Here is a 12678-nt window from a genome sequence, read left to right as displayed (position 1 = left end):
GAGACTTATATAGGCATGATGCGAGCGTGGGTATCTTATGGGATGGTCAGGTGGATCGCAATGAACAATTTACGATGGTTTGTTCGGTTTTTTTGTGATACCACGCATGATCAATGAATTTTTGGATTGATAAATCGGATATGTGGTTATTCAGGTGATAACAAAGGAATCAATGCGCATTATTTCGTTCGTCAATCGTTGAGACGCGCCCGCATGGAATACGGAATGGCGCGCACACCTTCCCACCATCCGCGCGTTCAGGATCGGGTTTCAACCGGGCAGACGATAGATGGTGGGCGCGGCCTGGACCACCGGCACCTTGAGGTTGTTCAAGGTTTCGGAGTGGCCGACGAACAGATAGCCGCCCGGCGAAAGATAGCGGCAGAATTTGTTGATGAGCCGCTCCTGGGTGGGGCGGTCGAAGTAGATGATGACGTTGCGACAGAAGATCACATCCATCTTTTCGCGCAGGCCGAAGTCGGCATCCATGAAGTTCAGACGCCGGAAGTTGACCATGGCGCGGATTTCCGGGGCGATGCGCACCAGTTTTTTGGTGGGATCCTTGCTTTTGAGGAGATATTTGCGTTTCAGGGTCAAAGGGACCGGCCCCACTTTGTCCATGTCGTAAACCGCGTCCGAGGCGCTGCGCAGCACTCGGCTGGAGATGTCGGTGGCCAGGATGCGGGCCCGGAAATTGATGCCCGGATAGTGCTGGGCAAATTCTTTGAGCACCATGGCCAGGGTGTAGGGCTCCTCGCCCGTGGAGCAGCCGGCGCTCCAGATCATCAGTTCGCGGCGCACGCCGGCACCCGAGGTTTTGATCAATTCCGGCAGGACATTCTGGGCCAGGTATTCGAAATGGCCCGGCTCGCGGAAGAAATCGGTCTTGTTGGTGGTCACGATGTCGATGAACTGGATCAGTTCCTCTCCGGAGTGTTCCGGATCGAGCACCCAGTCGATGTACTCCTTGAAGGAGTGCAGACCCACCTGACGGAGCCGTTTCTGGATCCGGGCGGTGAGCATGGTTTTTTTGCTGGGCGGCATCATGATGCCGCACTGCGTGTAGATGAAATCGCTCAGACGTTGGAAATCCTTGTCCGAGATCCCGGCGTGCGGGTCGTGATCAGCACCAAAGGCATTCATGTGACTTGTAATCCCGTATTAAATCTTCCACACGTCATCCCGGACCGTCACATGCCGCACAGACGCAGCACTTCGGCGGCGATTTTGTCGAGGGGCTTGATCAGATCCACGCCGCCGTGCTTGATCGCCTCTTTGGGCATGCCGAAGACCACGCAGGATTGTTCGTCCTGGGCCACGGTGGAGGCTCCGGCGTTTTTCATTTCCAACATGCCCCGCGCGCCGTCGTCGCCCATGCCGGTCATGATCACGCCGACGCAGTTTTTGCCACCGTAGCGGGCCGCGGAACGGAACAACACATCCACCGAGGGACGGTGCCGGCTGACCAGGGGACCATCACGCACCTCCACATAGTAGCGGGCGCCGCTGCGCTTGAGCATGGTGTGTTTGTTGCCGGGCGCGATCAGGGCCCGTCCGCGCACCACGGAATCGTTGTCCGCGGCCTCCTTGACGGTGATCTCGCAGAGGGAGTTGAGACGGTCCGCAAAGGCGCGGGTGAAATTTTCCGGCATGTGCTGCACGATGACGATGCCGGGGGCATTGGCCGGCATGGACTCCAGAAAGATCCGCAACGCCTCGGTGCCGCCGGTGGAGGCTCCGACGATGATGAGCTTTTCGGTGGTCTGGCTCATGGCCCGGGATCCAGGATCCACGGGGGGCAGCATGGCGTCGGCGGTGAGTTTGGGCTGAATCTTGTTGGGGATCGGGCCAGCGCTGACGCGCGGGGTGAGGACGCGGTTCTTGACGTTGGTGGAGGATGCGGCCTTCACTGCGTCGCAGATGCGGATGCGAGATTCTTCCAGAAACTCCTTGGTGCCCATGCGTGGCTTGGTGATGATCTCGACCGCGCCATACTCCAGGGCGCGCAGGGCGGTTTCGGTCCCCTCGCCGGTCAGCGAGGAGCACATCACCACCGGGATCGGATGCTGGGTCATGATTTTCTTGAGAAAGGTGATGCCATCCATGCGCGGCATCTCGACATCCAGCGTGATGACATCCGGAACCAGGGTCTTGAGCTTTTCCGCGGCCACGAACGGATCCTGGGCCTGGCCGACGACCTTGATCTCCGGGTCGGATTCGAGCACGGCGGTCAGGGTCTGACGCACGACCGCAGAGTCATCCACGACGAGAACGGTGACAGGTTTCTTGGCGGCACACATGGCAGGGCATCCGATTGGTTCACACGGGATTTCGATCTTCCCCAAAACCCTTGGCCGGATCATCACTTGGAGCATGCTGATTGTTCCAGGTATTTGCCAGGCAAGGCAAGGGTAAACCGGGCTATTATGTTCGAAGGAAATGGAAACGTCAATACAACGGAATCAGGGATTCACGCAGGAGGGATGAAATCTTTGCGTGGGCCGGAAGATTTTATCTGGCCATGGAACCTCCGAAGCGGGGTCCATGGCCAGATAAAACGTGCGGTGTGGCGGGATCGAATGCCCGTCGGGCGGGGCGTCGAGGGATCAGATGATCCCCTTTTCCTTGAAATAACGGACATAGCGCATGTCCGTGCCCAGGATGTGATGGATGAGCCACGACTTGGCCATGGTCAGCAGATCCATCGGCGCGGCGAAGTCGCCTGCCTGGAATTTCTTCATCAGGTCACTGACTTCGTTCAACAGCTTGACGTGCTTCTCCTTGTGGGCGGGAGTTTCCGGATACTGGTACTTCTCGAACAGCTTCTCCTCGCGCCCGAAGTGAAAATGGGTGTAGTCGGCCAGCTCGGTCATCACTTTGGCCACCTGATCGCCTCCCGCGCTCTGCTTGAGGAGTTTGTGGATCTGGTTCACCATGTCCACCAGCTTCTTGTGGTCGTTGTCGATGTCCACCATGCCGGTATCCAGATTGCCGGTCCACGGGAAAAAGACCGAATCGTCCTCGATGTCCTTGCCGTTCTCCAGATAGAGGATATCCAACAGCGAGAAGATCTTGCGGATCAACCCCAGATATTCGACCAGATTCTTGTCCGCGATTTCCGGCCCCTCTGCGGAGACCTTGAGAATCCGCTCCAGGGTCTCGACCGCCTTGGCGAAGATCTGGCCGTGCAGGCGGCTCATCTCCTGGAAACGGGGATTGTTGCCGTAGTCGCTCCCGGCGGTGGCCTGGATCCAGGCGTGCAGCGGCGAATCCTCGGGCTTGAGCCACTGTTCGCGCGGGAGGTGGATGCGTCCGGAGATCGCCTGCTCCATGCGGCTGTGCCAGCCGAGGAAGAAGGCCTTGGAGGCGCGCATGTCGAAGATCGGGGCGCCCAGATCGGCCTCGGCCTGGGCGGCATAGAGCGCGCCGCACATATCCTGCAACACCTCGCCCATGCGGGCGAACTGGGTCGAAGAGCCTCGGGTCATCGCCACCACGGAGGAGGCCTCGCCCATGTTCTGCTGCACCACGTTGGAGGCCTCCATCGTGGTTTGGGTGGAGGCCATGATGTCGTTGGAGAGCACCTGGGCGTGACGGGTCATGTCGGCCATCGACTCGGCGGCCATGGCCACGGTCGAAGCCGACTTGGCCACCTCGCCGGTGCCGGCGGCGGCCTCCTGGGCGGCGCGCGCCACCTCCTGGGCGGCGGTGCCCAACTCCAGGGCGCTGCGGGTCACCTCGCCGGCGGCCTTGGCCACGTCATCCATGGCGTTCGAAATGGTCACCATGGCCATGGATTGCATCTCCACCGATTCGGTGATCTCGCGGTTGGCCTCGTTGATGCGGTCGATGCTCCCCGCCACGCTCGAATTGGCCTCGGTGGCCTCGCGGGTGTTGCCCTGGATGCGGTTGATCTTCTCGGAGATCATCCGGGTGGCATCCCCGGTCTGACGGGCCAGCTCCTTCACCTCGTTGGCCACCACCGCGAACCCCTTGCCCGCGTCGCCCGCGCCGGCGGCCTCGATCGAGGCGTTCAGGGCGAGCATGTTGGTCTGTTCGGCGATGTTGTTGATGATGTCCACCACGTCGCCGATCTCCTGGGCCGAGGAGGAGAGGCGATCCATCACCTCGCGCACGCCGAGGGCGTTGGAGTGGGCGGTTTCGGATTCGGCGCTGGCGCTCTGGCAACGACGGTTGATCTCCTCGAGGGCCGAGGTGATGTTCTCGATGGAGGCGGCGACGTTCTTGACCGACTCATCGACCCGCGTGAGGTTGTTGTTCACGCCGTCGATGTTGGCGGTGATCTCCTCGGCGGCGGCGGCCATGGTGGCGATGTTGGCGCTCGCCTCCTCGGCCCCGGCGGCGATGGTGACGATGTTGTGGGTCACCTCCTCGGCGGCGGTGGCGATGCCGTTGATGCTCTCGGTGGATTGCCCGATCGCCAGGGTGATGGTGTTGACCTCCTGGGAGAGGGTGTCGTTTTTTTCGGAGACCCCTTCGACGATCCGTTGCGACCGTCTGGCGTCGTCGCCGATCTGGTCGCGGATCTTGATCAGTTCCGCGACGCAGGCGGTGATGCCGCCGGAGTGGAGGTTGATGATGCGCATGATCTTTTCCAACCGGTCGGCCAGACGGTTCACCGCGCAGGCGATGCCGGTGGGATCCACCCCGTTCTGGCGGATGCGGACGGTCATGTCGCCATCTGCCAGACTCCGTACCGCGTTTTCCACCAGATGGATGTCGCCGCCCACCTGCGACAGAATGGTGCGGGCGATCAGCAGCGACAGGGCGAGCAGGATCGCCAGGCTGACGATCAACTCCTCGGCCAGCAGGATCAGATCATCTTTGAAGGCAGCATTCACGTCGTCGATGTAGATGCCGGTGCCGATCACCCAGCCCCAGGGCTTGAATGCCTTCACGAACGAGAGTTTGGGGATGCTGTTTTTCGTGTCGTTGGGAATCTTGCTCCAGTAGTAGTCCACGAAGCCGCCGCCATCCTGCTGGGAGACCGTGACGAAATCCAGGAAATACTTCTTGCCATTGACATCCGTCGTATCCGACACATCCTTGCCCTCGAGTTCGGGCTTGATCGGATGCATGACCATTTTCGGGCCGAAGTCGTTGATCCAGAAGTAACCTTTATTGTCGCTGTCGTAGCGCAAGGCACGAACCGCCGCCTTGGCCGCCTCCTGGGCCTGGGCCTGGTTCAATTCGCCGGAGGTCTGCTTGCCATGGAAATAAACGAGGATGTGATAGGCGGTCTCGACCAGATTGCGGGTTTTGATCTGCCGATCGGCCAGCATGCCCTCCTTTTTGGCGAACATGGCCAACATGCCCACGGCCAGAATGCCGACTACCGCCAGGATCAGGAGCAGACTGATTCGTTTTTGCAGGGTTAAACGTCCGAGAAAGGAGGACATGACGGGTTTGGAACAGGAATTCTCTTGCATGGTTTTGCCTGATGTTCGCTTGTTTCGGTGATGAAGAGGCAATGATGAACATTTATGATAAACCATGATAGCCAAAAAGGAAAGCCCGGATTCACCGGTGATCATCCTTCTCAGAAGTTTCATATAGGTGCAGTGATTGTCGTTTTGCAAGTTTTTTGAAAATTTTCTTGCTGAACGGTTGCATCTGTCGATTGTTTTCCATTCGGGACTACCTTGATTCGGGTTGAAGGTTCCTTACTGTTCTTTTTCTTTTGTCTGCAACCGATTCGAGGAGTCGAGATCATTATGGCCAAGGTCAAGTCGCGCGCCAAAGCGGTCAATCCCCTGTTTCGCGAAGTCGCCGTTTCCGGTGATGGCCGCGACATCACCCGCGATTTCGGCGGGTTGATGAATGCCCTCTTGCCCCAGGACTCGGTGCTGCGCGACCGGGGCGGAGATTACACCCTTTACGAGGATGTGCTGCGGGATGATCAGGTCGCCTCCACCTTCCAGCAGCGCCGCATGGCGGTCACCTCCGCTGAATGGGGGGTGCGTCCGGGCGGTCCGGATCGGGAGAGTCGCATGGCCGCCGATTTCCTCCTCGGCGCCCTCAACCGGATTGGTTGGGACAACGTGACCGATAAAATGCTTTACGGCATCTTCTACGGCTTCGCGGTGGCCGAATGTCTTTGGGGTCGGGATGGCCGATTCGTCACTCTGGAGGCGCTACGGGTGCGCAAGCAGCGCCGTTTCACCTTCGATCCCCTCGGCAGGCCGATGCTGGTCACCCCTGGCGAACCGAACGGTCTGGCACTGCCGGGGCGCAAATTCTGGCACTTCCACGCCGGCGCGGACAACGACGACGATCCCTATGGCCTGGGTCTGGCCCATTGGCTCTACTGGCCGGTCTTTTTCAAGCGCAACGGCTTGAAACTCTGGTTGATCTTCATGGACAAGTTCGGCATGCCCACCGCCATGGGGAGCTATCCGGCCAATGCCACCGACGAGGAGAAACGACGCCTGTTGGCCGCGCTGCGGGCGATTCAGACCGATTCCGGGATCATCGTGCCCGAGGGGATGAAGGTGGAATTGATCGAATCCTCCCGTGGCGGTCAGGTGAGTTACGAGAGCTTCATCGACCGCATGAACGCAGCCATCGCCAAGGTGACCCTCTCCCAGACCCTGACCACCGATGCCGGGGGCGGGCAGTACCGAGCGGACGTACACAAGCATGTGCGCAACGAGGTGGTGAAGGCGGATGCGGATTTGATCTCCGACAGTTTCAATCGGAGCGTTGGGGCGTGGCTGACCGCGTGGAATTTCCCCACGGCCCATCCTCCGAAGGTGTGGCGACGGGTTTCGGAAGATCAGGATCAGCGTCCCATCGCCGAGCGCGACCGCATGCTTTTTGGAATGGGGTTGCGTCCCAGCGCGGCGTACATTCGCGCTACCTACGGGGAGGGGTGGACATTTCCGGAGGACCGGGAGGCGGATTGACCAGGGTTTGGATGGTCGGAGATGCCGGGGGATGGAAACGCTTCGAGGCCAGACCTGTGGTGGCGTTGGCCTCGGCCTCGGTTGCGTTCTGGTCGCGAACGGCTGGTATCGGGTTTTAGCTCATGCCGCTGGAGTCGTGGGTGACCTGGATGATCTCGTCGTTGGCGCGACGGATTTTTTCGATGCTTTCGGTGATTTCGCGGGCGGTATCCGAGGCGCCGGCGGTATTCTTGAGGATGTCGGCCATCTTTTTGGAGATCAGGTTGGTGGCTTCGGCGGTCTGACGGGCCAGATCCTTGACTTCGTTGGCCACCACCGCGAACCCCTTGCCCGCCTCGCCGGCGCCGGCGGCCTCGATGGCGGCGTTGAGGGCCAGCATGTTGGTTTGACCGGCGATGTTTTTGATCATTTTCACCGCCTGGCCGATCTCCTGGGCGGAGATGGCGAGTTTTTCGATCACCTGGGCATTGTTGCGGCTGAATCCGTCCGCGCGTCGCAGTTCCTCGGTGGCCTCCTGAACCTTCTCATACAGCTCTTCCACGAGGAGTTGGGCCTCATCGAGAGATTGCAATTTCGGAATTTTATTCATGAGTTATGTTCCTAAATTTCGATAAAATCCAGATGCCCGCGATTCGTCTCCGGGAGCACCAAGGTCCGCATCCTTCATCATAGCGTGTAGGCACGCCGTTTGAAATGGTTTTTTTCAATTCTTTTCAAGCCAGCCCGACAACTCCCGCCGTGCGATTTCGGTCAGGGCGCCGATCCATGCGGGGGTGTCGTTCAGGCAGGGCACATAGTCGAACCGTTCCCCGCCAGCCCGGTGGAAAATCTCCGCGCCTCCCTCCGCGATCTCTTCCAGAGTCTCCAGGCAATCCGCCGTGAAACCGGGACAAAGCACCGCCAGATTCCGCCTTCCTTGACGTGGCAGCGCGTCGAACAGGCCGGCGGTATCCGGTGTCAACCAGACTTCCCGGCCAAAGCGCGACTGAAAGCCGACATGCCAGCGCTCAGAGGGTAAATGCAATTCTTCGGCCAGTCGTTGCGCGGTGATCCGGCACTGTTCGGCGTAGGGATCCCCTTCGTCGATGAACCGTTGGGGCAGGCCATGGAAGGAGAAGAGCCAGTCGCGGGGTACGGTCGGATCGAGTCGGGCGCGGGCCACGTCGGCCAGGGCGCGGATGTAGCCGTCATCCGCGAAAAAGGGCGGCGCGAAGCGCAGGGCGGGTTGCAGACGCTCCTCCGCGAACGCCATGGCCACGGCATCGGCGATCGAGGCGGTGGTGGCCGAGGCGTATTGGGGAAAAAGGGGAATGATCAAGAGCCGTTGGATTCCGGCGCGGGTCATGGTATGAAGGGTCTCGGCGATGGCGGGGGAGCCGTAGCGCATGGCGAATTCCACCCGGATTCCGGCTCCGAGTTGCGCGCCCAGCCCCTCGGTCACCCGCCGGGTATGGTGGAGCAGGGGGGATACCCCGTCCGGACGCCAGATTTTTCGATAGAGCCGGGCGGAACGGGGAGAACGGGCGGGCAGGATGACGCCGTGCAGGAGTGGCAGCCATTTCCATCGCGGCAGATCGACGACACGCCGGTCGGAGAGAAACTCCTTGAGAAAACGTCGCACCGCCTGGGTTTCGGGGGCGTCCGGGGTGCCGAGTTGCGCGAGCAGTACGCCGATGGAGGGAGTGGACACGCGCGGCGCTCCTTATTCTTTTGGCATGGGTATGGATCATCGATGGTAGAGAGGCGACGGTGACGCGAAACACGGTCTGCAACAGGATAGGGGGGAATCGCGCGGCATGCCAGGGGGGGCGCGCATGATTCCGCGTCTGCTCATCGCCGCCACCCGCAAGAGTTCGGGCAAGACCACCCTTGCCCTGGGATTGGCCTCGGCCCTGGCCGCGCGCGGTGTGGCGGTGCGTCCCTTCAAGAAGGGGCCGGATTTCATCGATCCGGCCTGGTTGAGTCGCGCCGCCGGGGCCACCTGTCACAATCTCGATTTCCACATCATGGGCCGCCCCGCGATCCTGGAGAATTTCCCCAGATATTGCGCGGGCGGTGATCTGGCCCTCATCGAGGGCAACCACGGCTACTTCGACGGACAGGATCTGGAAGGGGCCGATTGCGGGGCGGCCCTGGCCGAGTTGCTGCAAACGCCGGTCCTGCTGGTGGTCGATTGCAAGGGGGCATCGCGCGGCATCGCGCCGTTGATCCGCGGTCACCTCGATTTTCCGGGGGGTGCGTGGATTCGGGGCGTGGTGCTCAACAACGTCGCCTCCCCCCGTCACGAAGAGCGGCTGCGCATCGCCCTGAATCGTTTCGTGCCGGTGCCGGTCCTGGGCGCGATCCCCCGGACCCGTGCCATGGCCATCGATGAACGCCATCTGGGACTGCAACCGGTGGTGGAGGGAGAGAGCCTGGCGGAACGCATCCGTGCCATCCGCGACACCATCGCCGCCCATGTCGATCTGGATGCCATTCTGGCGCTCGGTCACGCCGCTCCACCCTGGCCTTATCCGCTCGCCCCGCACGATTCCGCCCCGCGACCCCACGGCGCATCCGCGGTGCGGGTGGCCATGGCCCTTGATCAGGCCACCCATTTCTATTATCCGGAGAACCTCGAGGCGTTGCGCGCTTTCGGCGTGGAACTCGTCCCCTTCTCCATGCTCGACGACGTGGCGCTTCCCGAGGGGTGCGACGGACTCTATCTGGGGGGCGGCTTCCCCGAGGTGTTCATGGAGGATCTGGCCGCCAGACGCCCCCTGCTCGACGAGATCCGTCGCCGCGCCGAGGCGGGGATGCCGATCTTTGCCGAGTGCGGCGGATTGATGATGCTCGCCGAATCGATCACCTGGGGGGAGAGACGGGTGGAGATGATCGGCGCCCTGCCCATCGAGGTGACGGTGGAGAAACGTCCGGTCGGCTATGGCTACATGCAAATCGAGGGGACCGGGGATCTCCCCTGGCCCGGCGCCGGGGTGGCGCTCCCCTGCCACGAGTTCCACCACTCCCGCGTCACGCGGGTGGGAGAGGGGGTGGGATACGCCTTTGGCGTCACCCGTGGCTTCGGGGTCGATGGCCGGCGCGACGGCCTGACATTTCGTAACATTCTGGCCTGTTACGCCCATCTTCACGCCCAGGGTTCTCCAGGATGGGCCGCATTCCTGGCCGATTTCTGGCGTGCGACGTCCAAAGGCGGGTCCACGGTCGGAGGGTGAGGGGGGATCTTCCCGTCATGCCAGTCTGGCGTGCAAAAAAGTGAAGATTATCGGTTCCAATATCATTGAATCGTGATATACTAATATGTGTTTGCGTCAGAGGGGATGCCTTCGGACGCCATTCAATCACACCCGTGGCAACATACGACAGAGAGACCGGACCATGAAACTTGCGGTATGTATCTACGAAGGACCTTATAATCATGAGGCGTCGGACACGGCCTACAACTTTCTTCAAGCGGCCATCAAGAAAGGGCATGAGATCAAGGGGATTTTCTTCTACCACGACGGGGTTTACAACGTCACCAAGCTGATGGAACCGCCGCAGGACGACCGGCACATCGCCAATCGCTGGTCGGCGCTGGGGGCCACCGGGATCGACATCGTTGTCTGCATCGCGGCGGCCAAACGGCGCGGCATCGTCGATGACGTGCTCGTGCCCAACGTGCGCATCTCGGGACTGGGACAACTGACCATGATGGCCATCGAAGCCGACCGGCTCGTGGTATTTGGCGATTGATTAGGAGGAGTTCGGAAAATGGCCGAAGAGATCAAGAAAATCATGTTCACGGTCCGCAAACCGCCGCACGGATCGATCTATGTCTATGAAGGGTTGGAGGTCAAGCTGATCATGGCCGCCTACGACGCCGACATCTCCGTGGTCTTCATGGATGACGGCGTGTTCGCGGTCAAGCAGGGCCAGAACACCAAGGAGCTGGGCATCAAGGGGTTCGCGGCCACTTACGGCGCGCTGGTCGATTACGAAATCTCCCAGGTCTACGTGGATCGCAAGTCCATGGAAGATCGCGGCATGACCGAGGACGATCTGCTGGTGATCGGCGAGGACGAGGATACCGAGGAGCCGATCAAGCCCGAAGTGGTCGATGGCGACCAGATCGCGGCCATGATGGCCCAACAGCACAACATTCTGGCTTTCTAACCTGCATGATGGGGGTCGCTCCCCCTCACCCCCTTGCTGTGGCCCTTCCTGGCGGGAGTTCCACGGCAAGAGCCAAACAGAATCGAGGAGACCCTGGATCATGTTGCATACCGTGAACAAATCCCCCTTCCAGAACACGACGCTGGAGAGTTGCGTCCGTTTTGCCAGCCAAGGGGATGTCATTCTGTTGATCGAGGATGGCGTGCTGGCGGCCCAGGCCGGCAATGTCAAGGTCGGACTGCTCGAAGAGGCAATGGCGAAGTGCGAGGTTTTCGCCCTGAGCGCCGATCTGCAGGCCCGTGCCGTCACCGAACTGGTGGAGGGGATCAAGACCACCGATTACGACGGCTTTGTGGATCTGGTCGAGAAGAATCTGACCCACTCCTGGCTTTGATCGCGTCCATGCGCATCTTCCGCCGGTGTCCGTCCCGGAGACCGGCGGGAGCATCAACCTTACGAGATGGAGGAGGAGAGTCCGTGAAGTCTCCCACATCCTGGGCGGGACGCTGGTCGCGAGCGTTTCTGCTGTTGTTGGTGCTGTTCGCGGCGTGGATCGCGGCGCCCCTTTCGGTTCAGGCCGATCCGCCCCAGCCGGAGAAGGCCGTGCGCGGACCGTGCGTGCGTGATGCCGAGTGGATGCGGCGCAACCACATGGACTTCTTGAAGCATAAACGGGAAGAGACGGTACGCGAGGGGAAGGCCGTCCCGACGGAATCCTTTCTGAGCTGCATCTCTTGCCATCCGAGCAAGGAGCGGTTCTGCGACCGCTGCCATGCTTACGTGGGGGTGGCGCCGAACTGTTTCGATTGCCACCAATATCCCAAATGACCCCTTTTTGGGAACTTCAGCCATGACCATGGATAGAAGATCGGTACTCGGCCTGGGTGGGGCCATCGCCGCGGGAGTGGCGCTGGCGCCGGGCCTCCATTTGATCGCCGCCCCGGCTGCGCCAACCCCCGCGTCGGGCACGGGTAAACGATGGGCCATGCTCATCGATACCACCCGATGCACCTCGGACTGCACGGCTTGCACCAAGGCCTGCCGCGCGGAGAACAACGTGCCGCTGTTCGGCGATCCGCAACGGGATATCCACTGGATTCGCAAGGTGGAGTTGAAGGATCAAAGCCTGCGCAAGCCGACGGTGAGTCTGCCGGTGCTCTGCAACCACTGCGAAAATCCGCCCTGCGTGCATGTCTGCCCCACCGAGGCGTCGTTCGTCCGTCACGATGGTCTGGTGTTGATCGACAAGCACCGTTGCATCGGCTGCCGGTACTGCATCATCGCCTGTCCCTACAAGGCCCGCTCGCTGGTCTTCCACAAGACCCGCCCCCCGAAGGATGCCAACCCGAACGTGCCGATCCGTGCCGCCGGCGTGGTGGAGAAATGCACCTTCTGCGCCCATCGCATCGACGAGGGCAAACTGCCAGCCTGTGTCGAGGCCTGCGCCAAGGCCGACAAGGGGGCGATGATCTTCGGGGACATCAACGATCCCAACTCCGAGATCTCCCAGCGGCTTCTCAAGGAGAAGAGCCAAACCATCCGTCCGGATCTGGGGCTCAAACCCCATGTCCACTACCAGGGCATCTAGGAGGCCATC

Annotated in this window: 12 protein-coding genes; 7 read left to right on the top strand and 5 right to left on the bottom strand. The window is 61.0% G+C overall.

Translation table 11 applies throughout. The features are described from left to right. Positions 1 to 270: 270 nt before the first annotated feature. The 3 genes from ACOY6C_RS08160 to ACOY6C_RS08150 form a co-directional block, all read right to left on the bottom strand. Positions 271 to 1143, bottom strand: coding sequence for a CheR family methyltransferase (locus tag ACOY6C_RS08160; protein WP_420904984.1), 873 nt, complete (start codon positions 1141 to 1143; stop codon positions 271 to 273). Between the two features lie 47 nt (positions 1144 to 1190). Continuing rightward, positions 1191 to 2300: a protein-glutamate methylesterase/protein-glutamine glutaminase gene (locus ACOY6C_RS08155; RefSeq protein WP_420904983.1), complete on the bottom strand. Its 1110-nt coding sequence runs from the start codon at positions 2298 to 2300 to the stop codon at positions 1191 to 1193. 306 nt (positions 2301 to 2606) lie between these two features. After that, complete coding sequence (locus ACOY6C_RS08150; RefSeq protein ID WP_420904982.1) at positions 2607 to 5450, bottom strand: bacteriohemerythrin; 2844 nt, start codon at positions 5448 to 5450, stop codon at positions 2607 to 2609. A gap of 285 nt (positions 5451 to 5735) precedes the next feature. Here ACOY6C_RS08150 and ACOY6C_RS08145 point away from each other — a divergent pair, with 285 nt between their 5' ends. Continuing rightward, entirely contained in the window at positions 5736 to 6926 is a 1191-nt protein-coding gene (locus tag ACOY6C_RS08145; RefSeq protein ID WP_420904981.1) for a DUF935 domain-containing protein, read from the top strand. A gap of 115 nt (positions 6927 to 7041) precedes the next feature. Here the strand turns inward: ACOY6C_RS08145 and ACOY6C_RS08140 are convergent, their stop codons facing one another. Beyond that, on the bottom strand, positions 7042 to 7515 hold the full coding sequence (locus ACOY6C_RS08140; RefSeq protein ID WP_420904980.1) for a methyl-accepting chemotaxis protein: 474 nt from the start codon (positions 7513 to 7515) through the stop codon (positions 7042 to 7044). A 114-nt stretch (positions 7516 to 7629) separates the two neighbouring features. Then, complete coding sequence (gene hemH, locus ACOY6C_RS08135) at positions 7630 to 8616, bottom strand: ferrochelatase (RefSeq protein WP_420904979.1); 987 nt, start codon at positions 8614 to 8616, stop codon at positions 7630 to 7632. A gap of 124 nt (positions 8617 to 8740) precedes the next feature. Here hemH and ACOY6C_RS08130 point away from each other — a divergent pair, with 124 nt between their 5' ends. From ACOY6C_RS08130 to dsrO, 6 genes are all read left to right on the top strand, one after another. Further along, the gene (locus tag ACOY6C_RS08130) at positions 8741 to 10141 is read left to right on the top strand and encodes a cobyrinic acid a,c-diamide synthase CobB (RefSeq protein ID WP_420904978.1); all 1401 of its coding nucleotides are present in this window, start codon (positions 8741 to 8743) and stop codon (positions 10139 to 10141) included. A 163-nt stretch (positions 10142 to 10304) separates the two neighbouring features. Beyond that, positions 10305 to 10661, top strand: coding sequence for a sulfurtransferase complex subunit TusD (gene tusD, locus ACOY6C_RS08125; protein ID WP_420904977.1), 357 nt, complete (start codon positions 10305 to 10307; stop codon positions 10659 to 10661). Between the two features lie 18 nt (positions 10662 to 10679). Next, positions 10680 to 11081, top strand: a complete 402-nt coding sequence (locus ACOY6C_RS08120) for a DsrE family protein (protein ID WP_420904976.1) — start codon at positions 10680 to 10682, stop codon at positions 11079 to 11081. Positions 11082 to 11181: 100 nt separating this feature from the next. After that, positions 11182 to 11475 (top strand): sulfurtransferase complex subunit TusB, encoded by a 294-nt coding sequence (tusB, locus tag ACOY6C_RS08115; RefSeq protein ID WP_420904975.1) that lies wholly within the window; start codon positions 11182 to 11184, stop codon positions 11473 to 11475. A gap of 83 nt (positions 11476 to 11558) precedes the next feature. After that, positions 11559 to 11909, top strand: a complete 351-nt coding sequence (locus ACOY6C_RS08110; RefSeq protein ID WP_420904974.1) for an Hdr-like menaquinol oxidoreductase cytochrome c subunit — start codon at positions 11559 to 11561, stop codon at positions 11907 to 11909. A gap of 22 nt (positions 11910 to 11931) precedes the next feature. Continuing rightward, the gene (dsrO, locus tag ACOY6C_RS08105) at positions 11932 to 12669 is read left to right on the top strand and encodes a sulfate reduction electron transfer complex DsrMKJOP subunit DsrO (RefSeq protein WP_420904973.1); all 738 of its coding nucleotides are present in this window, start codon (positions 11932 to 11934) and stop codon (positions 12667 to 12669) included. Positions 12670 to 12678 lie beyond the last annotated feature (9 nt).

Origin of the sequence: Candidatus Magnetaquiglobus chichijimensis (genome assembly GCF_045865675.1) — a bacterium.
Taxonomy (GTDB): domain Bacteria; phylum Pseudomonadota; class Magnetococcia; order Magnetococcales; family Magnetaquicoccaceae; genus Magnetaquiglobus; species Magnetaquiglobus chichijimensis.
Note: the sequence above shows the minus strand (reverse complement) of the source record. Positions and strands in the feature narration are given on the sequence as shown.

What these genes read in the sequence shown, in the direction of transcription:
- ACOY6C_RS08130 (WP_420904978.1), top strand. Translation starts at nt 8,741, where the DNA reads ATGATTCCGCGTCTGCTCATCGCCGCCACCCGCAAGAGTTCGGGCAAG.
- ACOY6C_RS08145 (WP_420904981.1), top strand. Translation starts at nt 5,736, where the DNA reads ATGGCCAAGGTCAAGTCGCGCGCCAAAGCGGTCAATCCCCTGTTTCGC.
- tusD (WP_420904977.1), top strand. Translation starts at nt 10,305, where the DNA reads ATGAAACTTGCGGTATGTATCTACGAAGGACCTTATAATCATGAGGCG.
- ACOY6C_RS08160 (WP_420904984.1), bottom strand. Translation starts at nt 1,143, where the DNA reads ATGAATGCCTTTGGTGCTGATCACGACCCGCACGCCGGGATCTCGGAC.
- dsrO (WP_420904973.1), top strand. Translation starts at nt 11,932, where the DNA reads ATGACCATGGATAGAAGATCGGTACTCGGCCTGGGTGGGGCCATCGCC.
- ACOY6C_RS08150 (WP_420904982.1), bottom strand. Translation starts at nt 5,450, where the DNA reads ATGCAAGAGAATTCCTGTTCCAAACCCGTCATGTCCTCCTTTCTCGGA.
- ACOY6C_RS08120 (WP_420904976.1), top strand. Translation starts at nt 10,680, where the DNA reads ATGGCCGAAGAGATCAAGAAAATCATGTTCACGGTCCGCAAACCGCCG.
- ACOY6C_RS08155 (WP_420904983.1), bottom strand. Translation starts at nt 2,300, where the DNA reads ATGTGTGCCGCCAAGAAACCTGTCACCGTTCTCGTCGTGGATGACTCT.
- ACOY6C_RS08140 (WP_420904980.1), bottom strand. Translation starts at nt 7,515, where the DNA reads ATGAATAAAATTCCGAAATTGCAATCTCTCGATGAGGCCCAACTCCTC.
- tusB (WP_420904975.1), top strand. Translation starts at nt 11,182, where the DNA reads ATGTTGCATACCGTGAACAAATCCCCCTTCCAGAACACGACGCTGGAG.